18 protein-coding genes and 2 pseudogenes are annotated in these 24929 nt (G+C 70.2%); 4 read left to right on the forward strand and 16 right to left on the reverse strand.

The features are described from left to right. Nucleotides 1–10: 10 nt before the first annotated feature. The 3 genes from ACZ3KJ_RS20880 to ACZ3KJ_RS20890 form a co-directional block, all read right to left on the reverse strand. Entirely contained in the window at nt 11–919 is a 909-nt protein-coding gene (locus ACZ3KJ_RS20880; RefSeq protein ID WP_467528914.1) for an ABC transporter permease, read from the reverse strand. Continuing rightward, nucleotides 916–1887, reverse strand: coding sequence for an ABC transporter permease (locus ACZ3KJ_RS20885; RefSeq protein WP_467528916.1), 972 nt, complete (start codon nt 1885–1887; stop codon nt 916–918). Before ACZ3KJ_RS20885 ends, ACZ3KJ_RS20880 begins: the two co-directional genes overlap by 4 nt. A gap of 136 nt (nt 1888–2023) precedes the next feature. Beyond that, entirely contained in the window at nt 2024–3589 is a 1566-nt protein-coding gene (locus tag ACZ3KJ_RS20890) for an ABC transporter substrate-binding protein (RefSeq protein WP_467528918.1), read from the reverse strand. A 1095-nt stretch (nt 3590–4684) separates the two neighbouring features. On the opposite strand from ACZ3KJ_RS20890, the gene ACZ3KJ_RS20895 reads away from it, so the two are divergent. Further along, nucleotides 4685–7153, forward strand: coding sequence for a DUF6273 domain-containing protein (locus tag ACZ3KJ_RS20895; RefSeq protein ID WP_467528920.1), 2469 nt, complete (start codon nt 4685–4687; stop codon nt 7151–7153). A 360-nt stretch (nt 7154–7513) separates the two neighbouring features. Beyond that, nucleotides 7514–7896 (forward strand): annotated as a pseudogene (locus tag ACZ3KJ_RS20900) (GNAT family N-acetyltransferase). Between the two features lie 75 nt (nt 7897–7971). Here ACZ3KJ_RS20900 and ACZ3KJ_RS20905 read toward each other — a convergent pair. From ACZ3KJ_RS20905 to ACZ3KJ_RS20935, 7 genes are all read right to left on the reverse strand, one after another. After that, entirely contained in the window at nt 7972–8292 is a 321-nt protein-coding gene (locus ACZ3KJ_RS20905) for a sulfurtransferase TusA family protein (protein ID WP_467528922.1), read from the reverse strand. Beyond that, on the reverse strand, nt 8289–8972 hold the full coding sequence (locus ACZ3KJ_RS20910; protein WP_467528924.1) for a carbonic anhydrase: 684 nt from the start codon (nt 8970–8972) through the stop codon (nt 8289–8291). Before ACZ3KJ_RS20910 ends, ACZ3KJ_RS20905 begins: the two co-directional genes overlap by 4 nt. Before the next feature lie 184 nt (nt 8973–9156). Continuing rightward, nucleotides 9157–11283 carry a hypothetical protein gene (locus ACZ3KJ_RS20915; RefSeq protein ID WP_467528925.1) on the reverse strand — a complete coding sequence of 709 codons (2127 nt, stop codon included), beginning with the start codon at nt 11281–11283 and terminating at the stop codon, nt 9157–9159. Between the two features lie 74 nt (nt 11284–11357). Next, nucleotides 11358–12218 carry a carbohydrate ABC transporter permease gene (locus ACZ3KJ_RS20920; RefSeq protein ID WP_389517924.1) on the reverse strand — a complete coding sequence of 287 codons (861 nt, stop codon included), beginning with the start codon at nt 12216–12218 and terminating at the stop codon, nt 11358–11360. Further along, a complete protein-coding gene (locus ACZ3KJ_RS20925; protein WP_467528928.1) occupies nt 12215–13168 on the reverse strand; it encodes a carbohydrate ABC transporter permease in 954 nt (317 codons plus the stop codon). The genes ACZ3KJ_RS20920 and ACZ3KJ_RS20925 overlap by 4 nt, the downstream gene beginning before the upstream one ends. 55 nt (nt 13169–13223) lie before the next feature. Continuing rightward, nucleotides 13224–14522 carry an ABC transporter substrate-binding protein gene (locus ACZ3KJ_RS20930; protein WP_389517920.1) on the reverse strand — a complete coding sequence of 433 codons (1299 nt, stop codon included), beginning with the start codon at nt 14520–14522 and terminating at the stop codon, nt 13224–13226. A gap of 309 nt (nt 14523–14831) precedes the next feature. Beyond that, nucleotides 14832–15899, reverse strand: coding sequence for a LacI family DNA-binding transcriptional regulator (locus ACZ3KJ_RS20935; protein ID WP_389517918.1), 1068 nt, complete (start codon nt 15897–15899; stop codon nt 14832–14834). Between the two features lie 165 nt (nt 15900–16064). Here ACZ3KJ_RS20935 and ACZ3KJ_RS20940 point away from each other — a divergent pair, with 165 nt between their 5' ends. Then, the gene (locus tag ACZ3KJ_RS20940; protein ID WP_467528931.1) at nt 16065–17693 is read left to right on the forward strand and encodes a glycoside hydrolase family 31 protein; all 1629 of its coding nucleotides are present in this window, start codon (nt 16065–16067) and stop codon (nt 17691–17693) included. A gap of 132 nt (nt 17694–17825) precedes the next feature. Beyond that, nucleotides 17826–19091 (forward strand): family 43 glycosylhydrolase, encoded by a 1266-nt coding sequence (locus ACZ3KJ_RS20945; protein WP_389517914.1) that lies wholly within the window; start codon nt 17826–17828, stop codon nt 19089–19091. Nucleotides 19092–19371: 280 nt separating this feature from the next. Here the strand turns inward: ACZ3KJ_RS20945 and ACZ3KJ_RS20950 are convergent. From ACZ3KJ_RS20950 to ACZ3KJ_RS20975, 6 genes and pseudogenes are all read right to left on the reverse strand, one after another. After that, nucleotides 19372–19666, reverse strand: a pseudogene (locus tag ACZ3KJ_RS20950) (phosphotransferase); the annotation flags it as partial. 187 nt (nt 19667–19853) lie between these two features. Next, entirely contained in the window at nt 19854–21305 is a 1452-nt protein-coding gene (gndA, locus tag ACZ3KJ_RS20955; protein WP_467528933.1) for an NADP-dependent phosphogluconate dehydrogenase, read from the reverse strand. A gap of 33 nt (nt 21306–21338) precedes the next feature. Beyond that, nucleotides 21339–22382 (reverse strand): L-idonate 5-dehydrogenase, encoded by a 1044-nt coding sequence (locus ACZ3KJ_RS20960; RefSeq protein ID WP_389517910.1) that lies wholly within the window; start codon nt 22380–22382, stop codon nt 21339–21341. 35 nt (nt 22383–22417) lie between these two features. Next, nucleotides 22418–23188 carry an SDR family oxidoreductase gene (locus ACZ3KJ_RS20965; RefSeq protein ID WP_389517908.1) on the reverse strand — a complete coding sequence of 257 codons (771 nt, stop codon included), beginning with the start codon at nt 23186–23188 and terminating at the stop codon, nt 22418–22420. A 32-nt stretch (nt 23189–23220) separates the two neighbouring features. Further along, nucleotides 23221–24279 carry a D-2-hydroxyacid dehydrogenase gene (locus ACZ3KJ_RS20970; RefSeq protein ID WP_467528935.1) on the reverse strand — a complete coding sequence of 353 codons (1059 nt, stop codon included), beginning with the start codon at nt 24277–24279 and terminating at the stop codon, nt 23221–23223. Between the two features lie 5 nt (nt 24280–24284). After that, nucleotides 24285–24923, reverse strand: coding sequence for an RraA family protein (locus ACZ3KJ_RS20975; RefSeq protein ID WP_389517904.1), 639 nt, complete (start codon nt 24921–24923; stop codon nt 24285–24287). Nucleotides 24924–24929 lie beyond the last annotated feature (6 nt).

Raw genomic sequence — 24929 nt, forward strand, 5'->3', positions numbered from 1 at the left:
GTTCCTCCTCTCAGTGCTCGATCGTCTTGTCGAACCGGGTACGAAGGTCGTCGCCGATCTGGTTCAGGGCGAAGACGGTGAAGAAGATCGCGATCGAGGGCACGAAGACCAGCAGCGGCTGGTCGGCGATGTTGTCCTTGGCCGCGTTGATCATTCCGCCCCAGGACGGGCGCGGCGGCGGGATGCCCAGTCCGAGGAAGCTGAGTGAGCCTTCCGCCACGACGACATGGCTGAGCACGATCGGCAGGTAGGCGACGAGCGGGGGCAGGACGTTCGGCAGGATCTCCTTGAACAGGAGCCGGAACGGCCCCGCTCCGAGGCCCTTGGCCGCCCGGACGAACTCGCGGGAGGACCACGCCAGGGTGTGGGCGCGGGCGAGCCGGACGAACTGCGGGACGCCCATCACGCCCATGCCGATGATCAACGTCTTCACGCTGGGGCTGAAGATCGAGGCGAGGGCGAGCAGCAGCACCAGGCCGGGGAAGGCCAGCATGACGTCGGAGATCAGCACCACCCCGCTGTCGAACCACTTGCCGAAGTACCCTGCGAGCAGGCCGAGTACGGTCCCGACGACGAAGGCGATGAGAGTCGCCGCGGCGCCGACGACCAGGGAGACCCTGGCGCCGTGGATGAGCCGCGAGACCATCGAGCGGCCGAGGCTGTCGGTCCCGAGGAAGGTCGAGAAGGAGCCGAAGTCGGGTGTCGCGTGCGGCGATCCGATCGGGATCGCGTAGTCCGCCAGCGGGAGCAGGGGGGCCAGGACGGCGAGTCCGATGATCAGGACGATCCACCCTTCGCTGAGCCGGACCAGCGTCCCCTTCCGCCGTACCAGCGGCGTCACGTTCGGCAGGACCGCGGCGCCCCCGGTGACGCCGGCCGTCGTCCCCTTCTCCATGGACGGGGTTTCGGTGGTGGTCATGCCGTGCCCACCCGCCTCACTCTGGGGTCGACCACGCTGTGACTGATGTCGGCCAGCGTGTTGGCCGCGACGCAGACGATGCCGGTGAAGGCGACCATGCCCTGGACCATGATGACGTCTCGGGTACCGATCGAGGTGACCAGGAGCTGTCCGAGGCCGGGCAGCGAGAACAGTGTCTCGGCCACCGCGGTCGCGCCGACGAGCCGGCCGATGCTCAGTCCGGTCATCGTGACCAGTGACAGCGACGAGGGCCGGAACGCGTGCCGGAACATGACGTACGCCCTGCTCATGCCGCGGGCCCTCGCGGCGCTGACGAAGTCCTCGCCCAAGGTGCTCATCAGGTCGCTGCGCAGCAGCCGGTGGAAGGCGGCGACCTCGACCAGCGCGATAGACACCGCCGGCATGATCGCGCTCCGGAGGTTCGCGCCGAAGCCGTCGCCGACCGGTGTCCAGCCCATGACGGGGAACCAGCCGAACTGCACGGACAGGAAGTAGATCAGCACGGGACCGGCGATGAACGCCGGCACCGACAGGAACACCGACGACGCCGCGGTGAGCGCGCGGTCGAGCGGGCTGCCCGGCCAGGAGGCGCACAGCACCGCGAAGACCACCGCGAGCAGCAGCGAGATCAGGATGGACAGCGTGGCGAGTTCGAGGGTGACCGGGAGGCGTTCGGCGATGGCGCTGCCCACCGACTGGTTGGTCAGCGGCGAGGTGCCGAGGTCGCCCCGCACGGCATGGCCCAGCCACTCGGCGTACTGCTCCAGGACCGGCCGGTCGAGGCCGAGTTGCTCGTTGAGCGCGGCCACGTTCTCGTCGGTGGCGTTCTGGCCGAGGATGACCTCGGCGACCGAGCCGGGGGCGCTCGCCATCAGGAGGACGAGCGCGAAGGTGACCAGGAGCATCACGAGGACGCCTCGGCCCAGCTTCCGCATGACGGACAGCGCCGTCCGGCTTCGCTTCACCATGCCGGCCTGCCCGGGTCGGGGAAGCCTGCGGCCCCGGTCGCCCGGTGGGTGTGCCGGGGCGCCCGGCAAGGCGGCACGGAAGGTGCCGCCCGCGACGGAGCTTCCCGGTGAGGGCAATGCACTCATCGTTCCTCGCTCACTTGTCGAGCCACAGTTCAGCGGGAAGCGGCGAGCCGGACCCGTCGAGCACCACGCCGCCGACGCCCTTGGAGAGGGCGGTCTGCGACGTACGGGCGATGAAGACGGCCGGGTCGAGCGCCGCGAGCCGCTCGGAGACCGTCTTGTAGGCAGCCGCGCGCTCCGTGTCGGACGGGGCGGAGGCCCCCTTGGCGAGGGCGGCGTCCAGCTGGTCGTCGGCGAGGAGCGTGGCGTTGCGCGGTGACGTGCTGGAGAAGGCCGAGGACAGGGCCGGCTCCGGGTCCAGGAAGAACGCGGTGGAGGTGAGCATGTCGTACTGCTTCTGGCCGTAGACCTTGCCGGACTCCGACCAGTCGACGGTGTCGATCTCGACCGTGACGTTCTGGTACGCGCTGAGCTGGGACTGCACCGCCTCGGCCAGGGCCTTGTCGGTCGGGAACGCGGTGAACGTGAAGGAGACCGGCTTGCCCTCGGCGGCCAGCTCGTCGAAGAGCTTCTGCGCGCCGGCCTTGTCGTAGGTGTGCAGGGCGACGTCGTTGTAGTACGGGCTCTCCTTGGGGAAGAGGTTGTCCGCGACGACCGCCTTGCCGTCGTACACCGCCGCGTTCAGCGCGTCGACGTCGATCGCCTCGCTGACCGCCTGGCGGGCCTTCAGGTCGTCGAAGGGCGCCTGCGAGGCGTTCAGGGTCAGGAAGCGGCCGCCGCCCGAGGGGACCGACTCGGCCGTCAGACCGGCCGCCTTCGCCTTGGCCACGGCCTTCCAGTCGACCTCGACCCCGAGGTCGGCGCCGCCGCTGGACAGCGTGTTGACGCGCTGCTGCGGATCGGCCGACGTGGTCAGCGTGATGCCGTCCAGGTAGGGCTTCGGGGCGTCGTAGTACGAGGCGTTCTTGACCAGGGAGATGGCGCCGCCGCGGGTCCACGTCTTCAGGGTGAAGGGGCCGGCGCCGATCGGCGCCTTGTCGAAGGAGCTCTCGCCCTTCTTCAACGCGGCCGGCGACGCTATCCAGTTCATCGCGGTGCCGGCGACCTGCTCGCCGTACAGGGCGGTCGGCCGGGTCAGCGTGACCTTCAGGGTGGTCGCGTCGACGACGGTGGTGGACTTCACCACCGACGCGTACGGCAGCGAGTCCGAGCCCAGCTTCGCGTCCCGCAGGCGGTCCCAGTTGTACTTCACCGCGGCCGCGTCCAGCGCGGAGCCGTCGGAGAACGTCAGCCCGGCCTTCAACGTCAGCGTGTACGTGCTGCCGCCGTCCGCGCTGGAGAAATCGGTGGCCATCCGGTACTCGAGGGCGCCGGTCTTCTCCTGGGTGACCATCAGGTTGCCGTACAGCGCGTTGCCCAGGAACGCCGTTCCCTGGAGGGAGTTCTGGAGGAGGGCCGGATCGAGGTTGCGCGGCTCGCTGATCTCGATGGCACGAAGAGTGCCGCCCTGGACGGGCTTTCCGGAAGACTGCGCGCCACCCGCGGCGCCGCCCGTGTCGTTCGCTGACGAGCATGCCGCGAGCAGAAGCGCGGCGCAGCAGCCGGCGGCCACAGTGAGAACTCGTCTGTTCCGGATCATTTCGTACCTCTCGAAGACGGCGGTGTCTGAAAGTGAGGGCATTCGAGATGTCATCGCCCGCGGTGACCATGGGTGCGGAGCGGCTCGGTCGACGGTGCGCCGGCGGCCGATGCCGCGGCGGACCCCTGGCTCCGCGGAGGGCGGAAGATGCGGATGGTGCAAGGGAGGTGGCCGGGACGCCGCAAACAGTGACAACCCGGGACGAGGCCTGTCCAGAGTGCCGACGAACCTTCCTCGAGCCTGGCGGCGCAACCATAGCTTTCCTATCACGATAGGTCTGTGACTGACTCGCTTGAGGACAGGCGAAGTTGCTTCGCCTCTCACGACTGGACCGCAAGTCGCCCGGATGAAACGGATCGCGTTCCGCGCCTCCCTGCACGCCTGACCTGTCACCTTGTGTGATGACGCAAGGGTGCGACGGTGATCGACTCCCGAGGCGGCTCCGCTCAGCCCATCGGTCGGCGACGCACCCTTGCGGTCGATAACGACCGTTAGTGATAGGTCAACGTAATGTCCAGCCTCTTGCCGCACCCAATCTCGCGCAACAGTCCCCACCCCGCGGAGACGCAGCCCGCCGCCCCTCGCGCCGCCGAGGCCGACGCCCGCAGGCGAGCCTCACAGGCTCCGCCACCGAGCGCCGACGATCGTTCCGAGACGGGATCATCTGCGCCTGAGCAGGATGAAACACCTCTTACGGCTGCCGTGTCGGCTCGCCGGACTCATGCGCCGCCCGAAACCTAAGCGTGCACAACGCTCTCTTCTCCCCCCGCAAGCCATGGTTCACGTTGGTCACCGATAGCTCACGATGTAACGATTCGAGCGAAGGCCGGTCCGCCGGATCCTCGGTGACCCCGTGTGCACCGCGCACCTTCCGACCACCCCCGACACGCCCGCGCCAAGCGTCACGCGGCGATGGAGGCGAGCACCCGCACCGGACAGCTCCACCGCGGATGAAGCCGGCCCGCCGCTTTCCGCTCACCCGAGAGGCAGGAAATGCGCAGAACTAATGGAATGGCTCGAACCGGACGAAGCGTACGAACGTGCCCGGCCCTGTTCACCACGCTCGCACTGGCCGCGGCCGTGATGCTGACCAGCGTGCAGGCATCCGCCGCGGATGCCCCGAAAGCCACGTACAAGATCCAGTGGTTCCGAGGTACCGAGTCCGGAAAGTACCCGGCGAAGGCCATCACCAGCGAGACGCGCACCGGCACGGTGGGCAGGAAGATCCAACTCACCGGCGACGACCTCGACGCCCCCGACGGCTACGCGCTGGACAAGAGGCACACCACCGTCGAGTCGGCGACCGTCGCCGCCGACAACTCGACGACCGTCTCGGTCTACTTCAAGGCGGACGAGAAGGCGACCGATCTGTTCCAGCGGGGCAACCTCCTCTGGACGACGACCACTTCCGGCGACCCGGACCAGGACGGCAAGTTCCTGAGCTCCACCACGGCCCGGAACAACCTGAAGGCCATGACGTACTGGTACCGGTCGGCCAAGCTCGGCGACATCGGCGCCATGGACGCGATCGTCAACTACACCTACTACGAGCGCGGCGGATTCGTGCGGGACGACGAATCCAACATCTACACGCCGTACTACGGCGCGAACATGGGCAACAACATCGAGGGCGAGCCGGGCTGGTCCGTCATCCGCCGCTTCGGGCTCATGGCGGTCCATGCGCACCTGGCCGACCTGAACAGCCTCGACAACAGCGGCACCGCGCAGTCCGACATCTACCACGCCCTCGCCGAGTCGTATGCGAACGACGAGATGAAGGCCGTCTACCCCGACATGATCGACTACAAGGCATCGCTGCCGTACTACCTGGCAGCCGCGCAATCGGAGGGCGACTTCAAGGGCTGGCGGTACGTGGCCGAGCTCTACTGGTTCGGTCGTATCGCTCCCGACAGCGGGAAGACCGCCGGCGAGGAGGCGCTGGAGTACATGGAGAAGGCCGCAACCGGCTACGACTCCGTGGACTATCTGAAGAACGACGCCACCGCCAACGCCTATCTGGGTTTCTGGTACCTCAACGAGAGCGGCACCGGTCCGGACCTGCCCGTCCCGTCGGGCGAGACGAAGGTGTCGATGGCGCTGAAGTACTTCACCCGGGCCGAGGACATCGCCGACCACGGCACCATCCGCAAGATGCAGGAAGCGCTCGAGAAGCTCGCCGAGCTCTACGAGACCGGCGCGAACGAGCAGTCCGGCGTGCCGACCACGGCGGATCTCGAACAGGCGCTCGCGGTGTACGACGAGATGCTCAGCCCGGCGTACTACCCCGGCACGCGGACGTACGTGGACGCCGTCGCCAGGGTCGAGGCGAAGCTCGCGGCGATCGCCGACGGCGGGACGACCGCCGTCGTCCACAACGGCGCGCCCATCACCCTCGACCGCCCCGCGATCGTGCGGGACGGCGAGGTCCTGGTCCCGTCGACCGTGCTGAACTCGCTCGGCCTGACGACGGAGTACGACGAGGCGTCGCGGACACTGACCGCCACGAACGCAGAGACGACGCTCCAGCTCACCGCGGGAAGCGACCGTGCGGTCGTCGTGCACACGGACGTCAAGATGGACGCCTCCGCGCAGGTCGTCGACGGTGAACTGTTCGTTCCGCTCCTGTTCACGGCCAGGACCATCGGGCTCGACACGAGCTACGACGCCGCGGTCGACACGGTTACGCTGAGCGACCCCGCCGCGCCGGCGGTCAGCTCCGACTTCGACGACGGCGACAACGCCGTCGTCACCTTCGGCGGACGCGAGTGGATCGTGCTCGCCCAGAAGGACGACCGTCAGCTGATCGTCGCCAAGGACGACCTCACCGGCGCCGCGTACAACAGCGCGTACAACCCGACCACGGGCCAGGCGCTCTACACCACCTGGGAGAACAGCGAACTCCGTTCCTACCTGAACGGAACGTTCTACGACACCTTCAGCGCGGACGAGCAGTCGGAGATCATCAGCACAAGGATCGGCAACACGCCGAACACCGACTACAAGACGCTGGCCGGAAGCGACACTACGGACAACGTCTTCGTGCTGTCGCAGCGGGAATACGAGACCTACATCGGCACCGATCAGGCGCTGGTCAGCGCCCTTAACCCCGACGCTTCGGACTGGTGGTGGCTCCGGACGCCCGGCGTCGACCAGCGCTACGCCGCCTTCGCGAACTCGGCGGGCTTCGTCGCCTCGTACGGGCGCCTCGTGACCAACCCGCTCGGCGGCGTACGTCCCGCCCTGTGGATCAGGATCCCGGCGACCGACCCCGGCGGCCACCCCACGATGACGGTCACACAGACCGGCGCGAACGAGCTCACCGCGACGTTCGACCGGGCCCTGGACGCCGCGGCCGCGTCGTTCTCGATCGTGAAGGACGGATCGCCGCTGGACATCTCGTACTTCGAGTGGGCCGAGAACGCGAAGTCCGTGGTCTTCACGACGGCGGACGAACTCACCGACGGCAGCTACACGGTCGCCATGGCCAATGTCACCAACGGGAGGACCCTGAGCGGAACGCTGGCGATCGGCAGCGGCATCGGCGCCACGGGTGCTGACGGCTGACGGATGCCAACGCGGGAGTGCGACGCCGGGGCGACCCGCGACACCCGGCGCCGCACTCCTGGCCGACACGGCCGCCGCGGCTCCTGCGGTGTCCGGTCTGGGAGCGACGCCGCAGACGTGCGTGTTCGCGCTGATCACGGTCGCTCGAACCGCCGGCCGGGAACAGGCCGTACGGTCGGCTCACGCACCGGTCATCAGCAGGCCTTGCGGCCGCCGGGAACCGTAGGAGCGTGTGAGGTGACAGCCGGCTCGCCGGACGGGCTGGTGCCGTGTCCTCGGACGCGGCACCGGCCTTTCGCGCGCGCTGCGTCCGTCATGCAGGGCGCGACGTCCTCGCCCACCAGGTAAAGGAACAGCACGATGGTGAACGACGACTTGGCACTGGACGACCCGGTGGGCCAGTCGCTCAGCGGCCGGCACGCATCTCTCGCCCGGCGGCGCGGCCGGGCCGCCACCTACCTGACGGAAGTGGCGACCTTCTCCGCGGTGCCCACCGCGCCGGACGCGGCGGACTGGTCCGACCTGGCCGCGCTGCTCGGGCCGGGCGCCTTCGCCGACGTGTTCAGCTCACCGGCCGTCCCGCCGCCCGACTGGTGGGTGCGCTCGCCGCACGCATCGCGGCGCGCGGCGAACGTCCCTTCCTGCATGTGGCCGAGACGAACACCGGCGCGATCGCGCTGTACGAGCGCCTCGGCTTCAAGACCCGCGGACGGGTGACGTTCCGAGGCTTCCGCACGCCCTGACGGCCGGCCGCCCGATGCGGTTCCGCCTGCCGTGGGACGGATGCGTCGACACCGCCGCCGACGGGGCCGGACACCTCACCGCTCCCGAGGCGTCTCCGCGTCCCGCCGGAGTGGATGCCAGGGCGCGTCCGAGCGGGTGGGGCGGGCGCCGGCGGTCAGTTCGAGGGCGTAGACCGGGCGGTCGCCGGGGACGGGGCCGAGGTAGGTGTGGCCGGTCATGTGGCACCAGGCGGGGAGGTCGAGCGGTGCGGCGGGGTCGGTGGCGATGACGTGGACCACGGTGCCCGGCGGCGCGCCGTCGATCCGCTGGCGGAGGCGGAGCAGGAGGGTGACGCAGAGCAGGCCGGTGCCGTCGACGGTCAGGCCGGCTCCGGCGGGCGGAGGCGGTGGGGTCATCGGCTGTTCGAGGCCGAGGTGGTGCCGGGGCCCGTGGCGGGGTCCAGTGGGAGATCCAGACCGTGCGAGACGACCGGCCGCACGCTGCCCTCGGCCAGGCGGTAGGTCAGGCCGACGACTGCCGTGCGTCCGGAGGCGACCTGCTCGGCCAGGTCCCGGGAGCGGTCCATGACGAGGTCGACGGTGTTGCGGACGTGCGTGGCGATGAAGCCGTCGTCCTCGCTCACCCCGGCGGCCTGAGCGGCCAGCACACTGGGGGTCACCCGCTCGATCACGTCCCGCACGTACCCGTGGGCGGTCGTGCCGTTCTCCACGGCCGCGCGGGTGGCCGCGACGGCCCCGCAGGCGTCATGGCCGAGGACGACGACCAGTGGACAGCCCAGCACGCTCACTCCGTACTCGATGCTGCCGAGGATCTCCGGTCCGGCCGTGTGCCCCGCGGTGCGTACGACGAACAGGTCTCCCAGTCCTTGGTCGAAGATGATCTCGGCGGCCAGACGGGAGTCGGAGCATCCGAGCAGCACGGCGTGCGGGTGCTGGGCGGACGCCGTGTCGGCGCGGCGACCGGCGTCCTGGTTGGGGTGCCGGGGTGTGCCGCCGGTGAAGCGCCGGTTGCCGGCCAGGAGCAGGTCGAGGGCTTCGCGCGGGGTGGTGGGGGTCTCAGGGGTGTCGTCGCTCATGGGCCGCAGGTTACGTCCGGGGCCGGCTCACCGGCGTGCCGGGGGTGCGTGACGTGCCGGCGGTGGTGCGCCGTCGGCGTTCGGGCGGGGGAGGCCGGTGGTGGCACGGACAGGTGCCCGGGCGTCCGCCGTCCGGGGCGTGAGCGGCCGGCCCGGGGCCGCGGTCCCGGGCCGTCCGCGACGGCTACGCCTGGCGAGCCGGCTCGGAGGCCCGGGACACCGCTCGCTCCGCCGGGATCGTCCGCTCCACCGGACTCTCCCGCTCCGCCGGACTCTCCCGCTCCGTCGGAATCCCCTGCTCCGTCGGAACGCCGCAACGGATCCAGTCGTCGATCCATGCGATGAGGTGCCAGTCCTGGTCGTTGGCGAGCGGGTCGGCCACATGCGCCGGCTCCCCGTCCACCGCGGTGGGGAACACGAACGCGCAGGTGGCGCCGCCGTCGTCGAAGTAGTTGCACATGTTGGCGCGGAGGATCCGGTCGGCCAGCTCCCGCAGTGCGGGCGTGCGCAGTTCGCCGGGCAGGTTCGCCACCGCGTCGGCCGTCAGGGCGCTCCAGTGGTGGGGGAACACATCACCCCACTGCCGTCGCAGCCCGAACCAGAATCCGTCCCAGTGCCGGATGGCGATGCCGTTCAGCCGCACATGCTGCTGCGGGCCCCCGAAAGCGAGCAGCTTGGGCAGGGCGGCGCGGTTCGCGTCGAGGAAGGCCTCGTCTGCGGTCAGCCGGTACGCCTCACTGTAGAGATTGATCAGGGGCGCGATGATCGACTGCTCGTAGGCGACCTCGTGCGCGGGCAGGTCGTCGCCCTGTGCGAGGAAGTGCCGGGCACTGGCGACAAGGCGGTCACGGAGTTCCGTCGCCCGCTGCTCGTGCCCGGCGGCTTCGAGTTCGGTGGCCGTACGAACGGTGACGGCGGCCAGCCCGATCGCGAGGAACCGCTCGATGCCCATGTGGAAGGCGCGTTCGAGAATGCCCGCGGCGTGTCCGAGCATCGTCTCGTCCCGGTTCCACAGGTACCGCTCCAGGTAGAAGCGCGACAGCCACGGCATGTCGTAGAGGCGCGGCGGGTCCGTGACGTTCGATCCGCGGCGCGGTGTGTAGTCGGCCTCCAGCAGGTGCTCACGGGCGAAGAGCGCCCACCCGTCCAGCTCCTCGTCGACCTCCGCCGACAGCCAGCCGAGACGGCGTGCCAGTTGCAGCATGATCGCCATCCCGGTGCGCTCCGCACCGTCCGACCAGTCCTGCCACCCCCCGGCGGGAAGGGTGAGCCGGGTGCGGACGTCCGTGCTCACCAGACCGTAGGCGAGCGAGCCCGCCCGTTCGGTGGCCCGTTGGTAGCGCATGATGTAGTCCGCCCGCTTGCGCACCATGGTGGGGAGCGGGTCGTGGAAGAGGATCTGGGTGTGGCTGTGGTCCCCGATGGACACGGTCACATCGCCGTGCCGGGTGCCGCTGACGGCGTAGCCGCCGGGTACTTCTCGTACGGACACGTCCGGGTGGTCGACCCGCACCGTCTCGGCGGTGCGGACCAGTATCTCCTCACCGGTCTGCGCGGCGAGCCGGTCGAACTCGGCCGGGGCACCGGTGTCGGCGAGGAACGACTCGACGGTGTCGTACCAGCGCAGTTCCCACCCGAGCCGGTAGGTCTCCCCGGGTGCCAGGGTGAACTGCGGCTGCCCGCCGAACGCGTCGGGGTTGCGGGCGTGGTCCGTCGGGTGCAGGACCACGTGTCCGCGCACGTTCGAGGAGGAGTTGTGGTTGCGGGACTCGACGGAGTAGCCGTGCAGCGCGCCGTCGCGGACGATCAGACCGAGGGAGCGGCCCACGCCGGACATCGGCTGCGCGAGCACCCATGCCCACTTGCCGCCGGTCATCACATGGGCGTGCACCGAGCGGTGCACGGCCGAGCGGGCGTTCTCGTACAGGTCGGCGAACGGGGTGTTGATGCCGATGCCGGTGATGCGCACCGGTGCCTCGCCGACGTTCTCGAAGGAGTACGTCTCGGTGAAGGCCGGGCCGCCGGCTCGCTCGACGGTCAGTCGCACGTCGGCGGTGACGTCGAAGGTCACCCGGATCGCCGCATCCGTCACCACCCGTTCGTCCGGGACGTTCCACCGTCCGGCACCCCGGTCGGTGACGAGGTGGCCACTGCCCCACGCGTGCTCCGCGAACTGCCAGGAGATGGAGTCGTCGAGCAGGTACCGCCTCTCGGGATCGGCGTCGCAGACGAACTGCGCGGGCGCGCCGTCCGGAGTCATCACGACGGTGCCGCCGTCGAACCGGACAGCGTCGGGCATGGGATCAGACATGGGAGCACTTTCTGGACGGGACGCGCGCCGGCGGGCTCGTGCGGCCTCCGGTGCGCGTGCGCGTGGGACGCCGGTCAGCCCTTGAGGGCGCCGCTGATGAGGTCCAGCCGCCAGTACCGTTGCAGGAACAGCAGCAGCAGGACGCAGGGGATGATCGACAACATCGCTCCGCTGATGGCCAGCGAGTACAGGGAGGGCTCGCCGGAACTCTGCGAGAGCAGGCTGTACAGGCCGAGGGTGAGGGGGAACTTGTCGGTGTCGGACAGCATGATGTACGGCAGCAGGAAGTTGTTCCACACGCCGACGAACTGCAGCATGAAGACGGTGACCATGGCCGGGACCATCATGGGCAGTGCGATCGAGACGAAGATCCGGAACTCTCCGGCCCCGTCCATGCGGGCCGATTCGAGTGTGTCCGACGGGACGGAGGAAGCGGCGAACACGCGGCACAGGTAGATGCCGAACGGCGAGATGATCACCGGTAGCAGGACCGACCAGTAGGTGTTCCCGAGTCCGATGAGGGACATGAGCATGTACTGCGGGATCGCGATGACGATCCCGGGGACCAGGACTCCGGCGAGGATGGCGTAGAAGATGATCCGTCGGCCGGGGAAGTCGAACTTCGCCAGTCCGTACCCGGCGGCGACGGAGACCAGGACCGACAGGACCGAGCCGATGCCGGCGTAGAGGAAGCTGTTGAGCGCCCAACGCCCGAACTCGCCGCTGTTGTGCGTCATGAGCGACCGGATGTTCGCCATCAGTCCGGTGCCGGGTGTGAAGGTGAACGTGCTGAACAGCTGGCCGGGTGACTTGGTCGAGGCGACGACCACCCAGGCGACCGGGACGAGACAGTAGAGGGCACCGATGAGCAGCACACCGGTGGAGAGGGCGTAGACGCCTCGGCGGGTGCGGGGCGGCGTGGCGATGGTGCTCACTGCTCCTCCTGGAATGCCTTGCGCTGAGTGCTGCGCAGCAACGCGACGGACAACACGACGGTGAAGAGGGCGAGCAGCACGGATTCGGCCGACGCCAGGGGGAGGTTGTCCCGGGTGAAGCCGTCCCGGTAGACGGTCATCAGCGGCACCCACGTGGCGGAGATGCTGGTGGTCATGGGCTGCAGCGTGGTCGGCTCGCCATAGACCTGCAGCGTTCCGATCAGGCTGAACAGGCCGGTGAGCACGAGCGCGGGGGCGACCAGTGGGATCTTGATCCGCCAGGCGATCTGCCACTCACTGGCGCCGTCGAGGCGGGCCGCTTCGTAGACCTCGGCGGGCAGACCGCGCAGGGCCGTGTAGATGACCACCATGTTGAAGCCGATCCCGCCCCAGATCGCGATGTTCGCGATGGAGAAGAAGACCTGCGGATCGTCCAGGAACGGGATCGTTCCCAGGCCGAGGGCGCGTGTGATGTGTGAGAAGGGGCTGGTGCCCGGCAGATAGAGGAAGCCCCACATGAGGCTGGCGACCACGCCGGGGACGGCGTACGGGATGAAGATCGCGACGCGGGAGAAACGGCGTGCGCGCACCCGGTACGTGTCCAGCAGCAGTGCGAATACGAGCGCCAGACCGAGGGTGAGCGGGATCGCGATCAGCCCGTACAGGGCGAGTCGGCCGAAGCCGGCGAGAAAGTCCGGGTCGGTCACCGCGTCGGTGTAGTTCGACAGGCCGACGAACACCTGTCGGCGGGCGGCGAGGATTCCGCCGCCCTGCACCCGGTAGCCCCGGAAGCTCAGCCACAATGCGTAGACGATCGGGACAAGCATGAACGCGACGTAGAGAAGCGCCGCGGGGGCGACGAAGAAGTAGGGGGCTCGGGGTGCCCTCCGGCGGCGCCGGGATCGCTTGACGTCCGAAGCCGTGAGGGGACGGGGCGCTGCTGTTGCCATGGTTCGACTCCTGGGCGCGGCCCTGACCGCAGCGGTCAGGGCCACATCGGTTGCGCTACTCCGAGACCTTGAAGCCGGTCTTCTTCATGTCACTGACGACGGTGTCCTGCACCGCCTTGACCGCAGACGACAGCGTCGAGCCGTTCTTCATCGCCTTCGCCGTCTCGTCCTGGTACGCCGACTGCCCCACGTCGGTGTTGGGTCCCCACTGGATGGCGGGAAGCGTGTCGCCGGCTATCTCGGCGGCGAGTTTCCAGAAGTCGGTCTGCTGCGGCATCAGTGTCGGCGGCTCGGCGGTCGCGGCGAGTTCCTGTCCGGAGATGTTGCCCGGGTAGGTTCCGGCCGCGATGCCGATCCGGCGCGCCTCCTTCGACGTCGACAGCCACTTGATGAACTCGGCGGCCTGCTCGGGGTGCTTGCTGTCCGCGGTCACGATGGTGGAGGAACCGCCCTGGAAGCCGACCTTGTCGTCCCCCTCGGTCCACGTCGGCAGCTTCGCCATCGCCCACTGTCCGGCGGTGTCGGGTGCGTCGGCCTCGATCACGCTGGGCGCCCAGATCGCGGACGGCCAGGTGAGGATCTTGCCCTGGTTCAGCTCCTGGTTCCACTGCGGCGTCTGGATGCCCTCGACCTTGACGTAGCCCTTGTCGATGAGTCCCTGCCAGTAGTCCGCCACCTTCAGCGCCGGCTCGCTGTCGATGCCGACCTTCCAGGTGTCGCCCTCGGTGGCCCACATGGCGGCGCCGGCCTGCTGTGCGAGGCCGGCGAAGTTGCCGAACTCGGTGGGGTTGAAGGTGGCGATGTAGCTGTCCGGGTCCTTCTCGTGGATCTTCTTGGCGGCCTCCGCGTACTCGGCCCACGTGGTGGGGACCTCGACGCCGAGTTCCTCGAACCGCTTGGTGTTGTAGAGCAGCACCTGGGGGCCGGCGTCGTTGGGGACCGCGAAGGTCTTGCCGTCGTAGGTCGTCAGGTTCCACATCGAGTCGGTGAAGTCGCTCTTCAGTTCACTGTCGATGTGCTTCGTGATGTCGATCGCGACGCCGCTGGTGACCACGGCCGGAAGCGACTGGTACTCGACCGAGGCCATGTCGGGGCCGCTGTTGCCGGCCCGGTGCTGGGTGAGCAGCTTCGCCGGGACCGAGCTGTTGCCGGTCGGAGCGATTTGCTTGACCTGGATCTTCGGGTGGGTCTTGTTCCAGGCGTCCACGATCTTCTTGTTGGCGTCGCCCCAGGCGTAGTACGTCAGGTGCACGACGCCGTCGGAGCTCTCGTCCGAGCCGGATCCGCCGCATCCGGAGAGGACGAGAGCCAGTACGCCCGCGGCTGCGGACGGGAACGCGAGTTTCCTTCGCATTGCTATCTCCCTTGATGAGGAATGCGATGAGGCCAAGCGCTCCGTTGCTTCGTACGGGGGGTGCGGCGCGGAAACTGCGCCCCGGCTCGGCGGTTCGAGGTCATGATGGAAGCACGCAGCGATACGTATCGCAATAGTCGTGACGACATCTGACGCCGACGCGTCCGAAGGGGCTGACCATGGTGAACGCACACGGTGAGCCGCCGCACGGCGAGCGGCATGAGGGCCCGGCCCGCACGCCGGCCAACCGTCCACGTCGGCGCGCGGGCCGGCCGCCGCCCGGCGGTTCCCGCGTACCGCCCGTACCTCTCAGCCAGGCGCGTTGAACAAGGTGGTCGTGGCCCGGCGCGTCAGACCGCGGGGCTCGACGAGTTCCAGACGGGCCGGCGCGCGGGAGCCTTCGAGGCGCTCCAGCAGCAGCCTCATCGCCAGGCTGGAGACGGTACGCGGCAGGGGCGACACGTTGGTGACCGGACGGGCGAAGGACAGTGCGGTCTCGTCCGTGCAGAGGCTGACCAGCGACAGGTCCTCGCCGAGGAGCAGATGCCGCTCGTGCACCAGTCGGACCAGCCACTCGGTGACCTGCGGGGCGCGGCAGATCAGGCCGAGACGGTCGTCGGCGTGGGCCAGCAGCCGGTCGGCGCTGTCCACCACGCCCTCCCAGCCCTCCAGCCTGCGGGGCACCACGGTCAGCTCGACACCGTGGGCCGCCGCCCGGTCCCGGAGCCCGTCGTAGAAGTCGAACATGAACTGGAACCGCCGGCGCTCGGCCGGCAGATCCCCCAGGACGGCGATGTGCCGGTGGCCGGTGAGAGCCAGCTCGTCCACCATCAGTTCCGCGGAGCGCCGGATGTCGAAGTCGACCACGTCCAGGCCCCGCGGGTCCTTCGGCCGTCCGACCAGGACCACGGGCAGTCCCAGGTCGTGGGCGGCGTCGATGCGTTCGTCGTCCGGCTGGATGTCCATCAGGACGAACGCGTCGCAGATCGACCGGCCGGCCAGGCGCCTGATGCCCTCGGGTGCTTCACGCTCGGTGCTGACCAGCACGTCGTAGTCGTGTTGCCGCGCCTGCTCGATGATCGTGTCGAGGTAGGGAACGGACTCGGCGGCGTCGACCTTCGCGCTGAGGTGCATGACCAGCGCGATGACGTTGGTCTTCGCCGTCCGCAGTGTCCGCGCACCGGCGTTGGGCTGGTAGCGCAGCTGCCGCATCGCCGCCTCCACCCGGCGGCGGGTCTCCGCCGAGACCGCACGCTTACCGCTCATCACCGCCGACACCGTGCTCTGCGCCACGCCGGCCAGGGCGGCGACATCCTTGCTGGTCGGCGCCGTTCTGCCGCCGCGATGTTCCGCCGGCGACCGATCGTCCTGTTCCATGTGGCGTACCGTATCCGACCCTCCGCGCCCCGGGCAGAGCGGAACGAGATGTGCGGCGACAGGGGATGTCGTGGGGCAGCCATCTGCGGTAGCGTCGATACGTATCGCAGACCATTTCGTCAGGCATTCGTCCTGATCTGCCGTTTTCCGGTGAAGGAAGTGATGATGTCCCCCCGCCTTGAATCCGCCCAGTCCGTCGCCGCCCATTCCGTCGCCGCCCAGTCCGTCGGCACCCTCGTGGGACAGTCGGCGGACGAGGTGGAGCTGACGCTCGAAGCGGGCGAACGGTGGTGGGGCGGGGCCGTGTCCGACGGCCTGCTGATGCCGTTCGGCGACCGGCCCTTCGCCCGCGACCTGGGCGGCACGGTGTCGGGGGCCGACGGTGCGGCGGCACCGTCCAACCAGAGCAGTCCGTTGCTGGTGTCGACCCGGGGCCGGGTGGTGTGGTCGGACAGGCCCTTCGCCTTCTCCTTCGAGGAGGACACGTTGCGGATCTCGGGCCGGCAGGTGCTGGTGTGCCGGGGCGGGTCGACGCTGCGGGATGCCTATCTGACCGCCTCACGGCGGTTCTTCCCGCCGTCGGGGCGGGCACCGGCACGGGAGCTCTTCGAGGCCCCGCAGTACAACACCTGGATCGAGTCCCCCTACACGCCCACGCAGCAGTCGGTGCTGGAGTTCGCCGCCGGCATCCTGGAGGCGGGAATGCCCCCCGGGGTACTGATGATCGACGACTGCTGGTCGCCCGACTACGGCTCCTGGTGGTTCGACCGGGGCCGGTTCCCCGACCCGGCGGCGATGACCCGGCAGCTCCATGCGTGGGGCTTCACGGTCATGCTCTGGGTCGTTCCCTTCGTCAGCCCCGACTCCGCGGCCTTCCGCGAACTGGAGGGCCGGGGCCTGCTCGTCCGCGACCGCTCCGGCGACACGGCGGTGCGCCGATGGTGGAACGGGCTGAGCGCGCTGCTGGACCTGACCAACCCTGACGCGATCGCCTGGCTGACCCGCCACCTGGACGCCCTGCGTGACGAGATGGGCGTGGACGGGTTCAAGTTCGACGGCGGCGACGTGCGCGACTACCGCGCCGACGACCTGACGTTCCGGCCCGCCGAGCCGGTCGACCTGTGCGAGGCCTGGTCGCGGGTGGGTCTGGAGTACCCCTTCAACGAGTACCGGGCCAGCTGGCGCATGGGCGGCCGGCCGCTCGGGCAGCGGCTTCAGGACAAGGGCCCGCTGTGGGGTCCGGCCGGCATCCGGTCCCTGCTGCCCGAGATGCTCGCCCAGAGCATGACCGGCTATCCGTTCATCTGCCCCGACATGATCGGCGGCGGTGAGATCACGGCCATGAACGCCCAGGGCGACTCCACGGACCAGGAGTTCTTCGTCCGCTACGCGCAGGTCGCCGCCCTCAGCCCCATGATGCAGTTCTCCGTGGCACCTTCCCGTGTCCTGGACGAGGTCCACCTCGCCGCGGTCCGTGAGGCACTCGCCGTCCGTGCGGCGCTGCTGCCGCGTCTGCTGGAACTGGTGGACGAGGCGGCGCGCACCGGCGAGCCGGTCCTGCGGCCCATGGCGTACCACGCGAGCGGGGCGGACGACGTCACCGACCAGTTCTTCCTCGGTCCGGACCTGATCGTCGCCCCGGTGACGGAACAGGGCGCGACCACGCGGAGCGTCGTCCTCCCGGCGGGCCGCTGGCGGGCGGACGACGGCGCGGTCTTCGACGGCCCCGCACGCATCGACGTACCGTGCGCCCTCGCGCGCATCCCGCGGTTCGAGCGACTCGGCGACGCCTGAAAGGAGTCGGACCGCCTCCCGTCCGGCGATCGGACGGCCTCCCGTCCGGCAAGAGGACCGACGGAACCCGTGGACGACCATGACCGGACCGCCCTGCCCGAGGGCGGTCCCCCGCAGTGAGCAAGGGGACGTATGAACGAGAGACTGGTGACGAGCGGAGTCCCGTGGTTCGACGACCGCGGACAGACGGTGAACGCCCACGGCGCCTGTCTGCTGCGCCGGAACGGGCGCTGGTACCTGTTCGGCGAGTACAAGACCGATGACCTCAACCAGTTCGCCGGCTTCAGCTGTTACTCCTCCGCCGACCTGGTCGACTGGCGCTTCGAGCGGATGGCCCTGCCGGTGCAGCCCGACGGACTGATGGGCCCCGGCCGCATCGGCGAGCGCGTCAAGGTCATGGAGTGCCCCACCACCGGCCGCTTCGTGATGTACATGCACTCCGACGACCTGGGGTACATGGACCCGCACATCTGTGTGGCGGTCAGCGACACCATCGACGGCGAGTACTCCTTCGTCGGTGCGCTGACCTACCGGGGCGAACCTCTTCGCAGGTGGGACATGGGCACGTTCCAGGACGACGACGGAACCGGTTACCTCCTGATCCACGAGGGCGACATCTACCGTCTGAGCCCGGACTACCTCACCGCCGAGGAACGCGTCGCCCACGAGGTCGCCCGCGGCGGCGAGTCACCCGCCATGCTCAAGCACGACGGCACCTACTTCCTGATGGTCTCGCACAAGACCAGCTGGGAGAGCAACGAGAACGTGCACCTGTCCGCCCCGGCCGTCGAGGGGCCGTGGACCTACCGCGGTTTCTTCGCCCCCGACGGCAGCCTGACCTGCAACTCGCAGTGCACCTACGCCTTCACCCTGCCCACCGCCGACGGGGACCTCCCGGTCTACATGGGCGACCGCTGGTCCTTCCCGCACCAGGCGTCCGCGGCCACCTACGTGTGGCAGCCGCTCCGGATCCACGGCGACACCCTCTCCATCGACCGGTACCAGGGCGCCTGGGACCCGCTCACCGGCCGTCCGGGCGAGTACACCGGCAAGGAGACGGCCATCGGCTTCTCCTCCACCACCGCGGGCGACAGCGTGGAGATCCCCTTCACCGGCACGTGCATCGTCCTCGTGGGCTCGTCACGGCCCGACGGCTCCTACGCACGGGTGGAGCTGACCGACGCCGGCGGAACGGTGCTCTCCTCCCTCTACGTCACCTTCTACAGCAAGGTCCCCGACGACGGGTACCGCTACGTCAGCCCGGTCCTTCCTCCGGGCGACTATCTGCTGAGGGTCACCGTGCTCGGCGAACCCACCGAGTGGAACGACAAGAGCGGGGCGCGCTTCGGCTCCGTCGGCACCCACGTCTCCGTCGACCGGGCCGTCGTACTCCCCTGACCCGTCTGCGGGCGACGGCGGGCCGAGGCCGGCTGCTCCCTGGCGCCGCCCGCTCCCCCCGGTCGGACGGCGGACGTCCGGCCGGGGCCGGAACACAGGCGGCCGGCCGCTCGTCGGCGCCCGCGAGTCCCCGGCGGGACCTTCGCCGTCACCGGAAACTGTTCGCCGCGGCGCCGGCCACCACCCGTAGCCCTGGGCGCGGTCCGACACCTCATCAGCCGTGTTTGCGAGCGCTGCCACCCGGCCCGCGGGTCCCCATGTCGGCTTGCCGCCAGGAAGGCCAGGGCTTCGGGAAGCGCGCGGACGGTTCACCGATCCGCACGGGGGTCGGGACCGGAAGCGGCAGGCGCGGAGCCAGGACAGGCAGCCACCGGCACTCCTTGCGCTGGAGGTCCGGGGCACGTTCTGTACGGGGCATGCGCACGGCCAACTCGTCCCCAAGGCGCCACTGCTGGTTGTCCCACCCGCCCGCCACCTTGCGGATGGCCGGCCCTGCGAGGTCCGGATGCTGCTCCTGCAGCAGGTAGCAGGTTGTGGACCAGGTCTGCGGTGATCTCGGTCTCGGAGTCGGTCATGCGAAGCCACAGTACTGGGGCCCATCGCCGATGCGACTCCGGTCCGGCAACACGTTCGCAAGCTGACGTGCTCCCCTCGCGAACCGTGGTGCTCCGCGGACGCATGCGCGGGGCGCATGCGTCCGCTCCGGTCGTGGCGGGGAGGGTCCCGGACAGACAGCCGACCCCCCGCCTGGCCGGACGGTGGTCAGTGCGAGCCGGCGTCCACCCGGACCTCACCGCGGTCGCCGGACCAGAGGGTGTGGAACGTTCCCTCCTTGTCGGTGCGCCGGTAGGTGTGGGCGCCGAAGAAGTCGCGCTGACCCTGGACGAGCGCGGCGGGGAGACGGTCCGCGGCAAGCGAGTCGTAGTAGCTCAGCGCGGAGCTGAACCCGGGCACCGGAACGCCGGAGAGCGCGGCGGTGGCGACGATGCGGCGCCAGGCGTCCTGCCCCTCGGTGACGGCCCGCGCGAAGTACGGGGCCTCCAACAGCGTGGTGATGCCGGGATTCTCCGTGTACGCCTCGGCGATGCGGTCGAGGAAGCGGGCGCGGATGATGCAGCCGCCGCGCCAGATCCTGGCCACGCGGTCCTTGCGGATGTCCCAGCCGTACTTGTCGGCGCCGGCGATGACGGCGTCGAAGCCCTGCGCGTAGGCGACGACCTTCGAGGCGTAGAGGGCCTTGGCGACGTCCTCTGCGAAGTCCGGGCCGGCCACCTGCTGTGCGGGGCGGGCCGCGCCGAGCCTCCGTACGGCCGCGCGCTGCGCCGGCCTGGCGGAGACGGCGCGGGCGAAGACGGCCTCCGCGATGCCGCCGACCGGGACGCCGAGGTCCAGGGCGTTCTGCACGGTCCACACGCCGGTCCCCTTGGAGCCGGCCTGGTCGAGGACGATGTCGACGAACGGCCGGCCGGTGTCGGGGTCGACCTGCCGCAGGATCTCGGCGGTGATCTCGATCAGGTAGGACTCCAGCGGGCCCTTGTTCCAGTGGGCGAAGATGTCCGCGACGGCGTGCGGTTCGAGGCCGCCCACCGTGCGCAGCAGGTCGTACGCCTCGCCGATGAGCTGCATGTCGGCGTACTCGATGCCGTTGTGGATCATCTTGACGAAGTGCCCGGCGCCGTCGGTGCCGACGTGTGTGACACAGGGTTCGCCGTCGGCGACCGCGGCGATGGAGGAGAGGATCGGGCCGAGGGTCTCGTAGGACTCGGCGGAGCCGCCGGGCATGATCGAGGGGCCCTTGAGGGCGCCTTCCTCGCCGCCGGAGATGCCCACGCCGACGAAGTGGATGCCGGTGGGAGCGATGCGCTTCTCGCGGGCGATGGTGTCCTGGAAGTTGGCGTTGCCGCCGTCCACGATGATGTCACCGGGCTCGAACCGCTCGGTGAGCTGCTCGATCACCGCGTCCGTGCCCGCGCCGGCCTGCACCATGATGATCGCGGTGCGCGGCCGGGCCAGCGACGCGACGAAGTCGTCGACGGTCTCGGCGGCGACGAACCCCGCCTCGGGGTGCGCCGCGACCAGTTCGGCGGTGCGGGCGTGGGTGCGGTTGTACACGGCCACGGTGTTGCCGTCGCGGGAGGCGAGGTTGCGGGCGAGGTTGGAGCCCATCACCGCCAGTCCGATGACACCGATGTTGGCCGTTGCGCGGGTACTCATGTGTTTCTCTTCCGTTCGGTGGGGACGGTCGGGTCAGAACGCGAGGAGGACCTTGCCCGAGACCGAGGCGTCGGCGGCGACGGCGAGCGCCCGCAGTGCCTCGGCGGCGGGGAAGCAGTGGGTGACGACCGGTCCGATGGCGAGGGATCCGTCGGCGAGTGCTGCGATGACCTCGTCGATCTCGTCGTTGAAGCGGAAGGAGCCGACCAGGTTCAGCTCCCGGGTGATGGCGTGCGCGACCGGCACCGGCTGGTCGCCCTGGGGCAGCAGGCCCACCATGACCACCGTGCCGCCCCGGGTCGCGCCGCGGATCGCGGAGGCGAGGCCCCGGTGGTTGCCGGAGGACTCGATCACCACGTCCGCGTCGACGGCGGCGATCGCCTCGGCGTCGCCCGCGTCGAGGGTTCGTGTCGCCCCGACCTCGGTCGCGATCCTGCGGGGCGTGTCGTGCAGGTCGACCGCCACGATCTCGGCGGCGCCGGCCCGCTTGGCGACCGCGACGGCGAGGGCGCCGATGGGACCGCTGCCGACGACGAGGACCCGCTTGCCGCTCACGTCGCCCGCCCGCGAGACGGCGTGCCAGGCGACGGCGGCCGGTTCGGCCAGGGCGGCGACGCGGAGGTCGACGCCCTCGGGCAGCTCCCGCAGCATGGCCCCGGGCAGCACGACCTCGGCGGCGAAGGCCCCCTCGGTGTGGGGGAAGCGGGCGGCGGAGCCGAGGTAGCGCACGCCCGGCGAGAGGTTGGGCCGGTCGTGGGGAAAGCGGACGCCGGTGGGTTCGCGCCGTGAGGGGTGGACCGCGACGCGGGTGCCCGCCGCCGGACCGCTGCCGTCGGACGCCGCCCGCAGGACGGTTCCGACGACCTCGTGGCCGAGGACCATCGGGGCCCGCAGCACGGACTCGCCGACGGCGCCGTGCTTCCAGTAGTGCAGGTCGGAACCGCAGATGCCGCCGTAGGCCACGGCGACGACCGCCTCGTGCGGCTGCGGGGCGCGCAGGTCGATGTCCTCGATCCGGACGTCGTCGGCGCCGTGGGCGACGACCGCGGTGGTGGTGTGGGTGAACTGGGTGGACACGGGCGGTTCCCTTCTCAGACGACGACCGTCATGTCTCAGACGACGACCGTCATGCCGCCGTCGACGAAGACGACCTGGCCGTTGACGTAGTCGGAGGCGCTGGAGGCGAGCCATACGGCGGGGCCGACGATGTCGGCGACCGTCCCCCAGCGCCGGGCGGGGGTGCGGCCGAGGATCCAGGAGTTGAACTTCTCGTCGTCGACGAGGTTCTGGGTCATCTCGGTGTGGATGTAGCCGGGGGCGATGCCGTTGATCTGGAGTCCCTCGCCGGCCCACTCCGCCGTCATGGCCCGGGTCAGGTTGCGCAGGGCTCCCTTGGCCGCGGTGTAGGGGCCGATGGTGGGGCGGGCGAGGTCGGTCTGTACCGAGCAGATGTTGATGATCTTCCCGGCGTGGCGCGGCAGCATCCGGCGGGCGACCTGCCGGCCCACGACGAAGGCGCCGGTGAGGTTGGTGTCGACCACCCGCTGCCAGTCCTCGCGGCGCACGTCGAGAAGGGGTTCGCGGTGCTGGACGCCGGCGTTGTTCACCAGGACGTCCACCGGCCCGACTTCGGACTCCACGGACGCGAGGGCCGAGGCGACGGCGTCCTCGTCGACGATGTCGAAGGACCGGGCCGCGACGCGGTCCTTCCCGAACCGCTCGGCGAGGGACGCGCGGGTGGCCTCCAGGCGCGCGGCGTCGACTCCGTTGAGGACGATGGTGGCTCCGGCGTCCGCCAGGCCGGTGGCGATGCCGAGTCCGATGCCGCGGCTCGATCCGGTGATCAGGGCGACCTTGCCGGTGAGGTCGAAGGGGGAGGTCATGCGTGAGGGTCTTCCTGGTCGTTCGGTGCGGTTCAGTAGAACTCGACGGTGTTGACACGGTTGAGGAGGGGCTCGCCGTCGAGGAGCCGGGTGGCGTTGGCGGCGAAGAGTTCTGCGATGAGCCGGTCCTCCCCCGCGTCGAGTGCCGCGGTGTGCGGACTCACCAGCACCCGGCCGTCGTCCCACAACGGGCTGTGAGCGGGCAGCGGTTCGGTCTCGAAGACGTCCAGGGCGGCGAAGCCGACCCGTCCGGATTCGAGCGCGTCGACCAGCGCGGCCTCGTCGACGACGGTCCCGCGGCCGACGTTGACGACGGTGGCGCCCGGCTCGAGGGCGTCGAAGAACCGCTTGCCGAGCAGGTGGTGGGTCGCGTCGGTGCCGGGCAGCGTGTTGACGACGGCGTCCACGGTGGGGGCCAGCTCCGCGATCCGGTCGGGGTGGACGACGTGGGAGACGCCGGGGACGGTGACGTCCCTGCGGCTGGTGCCGACGACCGTGGCGCCCAGCGCGTGGAGCGACGCCGCGACGACCCGGCCGATGCCGCCGAGGCCGAGGACGAGGACCGTCTGCCGGCTCACCTGGCCCATCGTCCAGCGCCCGCTCCACTCGCGGTCGCGCTGCTGCCGCTGGAGGCGGGGCAGGTGCTTGGCGCCGGCGAGCACGCCGAAGACGGCGAACTCGGCCAGCGGGCGGCCGTGCACGCCGGCGGAGGTGGTGAAGACGACCCGGTCGAGTTCGCCGGCGTCGAGTCCGGCGGCCCTGACCTGTCCGCCGCCGCCGGCGGCCATCGTGTGCACCCAGCGCAGCCGCGGGTTGGCGCGCACGGTGCGTGCCAGGGCCGCGGGGTCGACGTCGGGGATGCCGTACAGCGCGTCGGCGGAGTCGACGGCCGCTTCGTAGGCGCGCTGCTGTTCGGGGCTGCGGCGCCAGTCCGGGTCGCCTGCGAAGTCGGCGGGCCAGCGCATCGGAGGCAGCAGCGAGTGGTCGACGACGAGGTCGATCCGCGGTTCCAGCTCCCGGATGCGGGCGCGGTTCTCCTCGGACAGCGGGGCGGCGACCGCGACACGCAGACGTCCCGGCGTCCTGGGCACGGCGGTCACCTCGCGGCCTCGGCGCGCAGGGTCTCGACCTCGGCGTCCAGGGCCGCCTCCCGGGCGACGATGGCCTCGACCGCTTCGAGTGCCTCCTCGGCGCGGTGCGGCGGGATGACGATGACGCCGTCGCCGTCGGCGGCGACGATGTCGCCGGGGTTGACCACGACGCCGCCGATGGCGACCGCCTCACCGATCGAGCCGGGGCCGTTCTTGAACGGACCGGCGGGGGTGAGACCGCGGGCGAAGACCGGGAAGGCGAGGTCCTCGATGATGGCGGCGTCGCGTACGTAGCCGTCCACGACCGCGCCGGCCGCCCCGTAGACGGCGAAGCGCTGGGCGAGGTTGTCGCCCATGATGGCCCTGCCGTCGTAGCCGAACGCGTTGATGACCAGCATGTCGCCGGGACGGACGTGGTCCACCGCCGCGATCACGGCCTTGTTGTCGCCCGCCACGGAGAGGACCGGCAGCGCTGTGCCGACGGCCTTCGCGCCGTTCCAGACGGGCACGATGCCGCCGTCCGCGATGTTCAGCCGGTCCAGGGCGTCCCCGAGGTTGGCCACCGAGTGGGCACGGAACCGGTCCAGCAGTTTCTCGTCGACACGGTTCCACTGGGTGTGGACGCGCACGTTGTCCTGGGTCATCGAAGA

Source organism: Streptomyces sp. NPDC003248 (assembly GCF_055563235.1).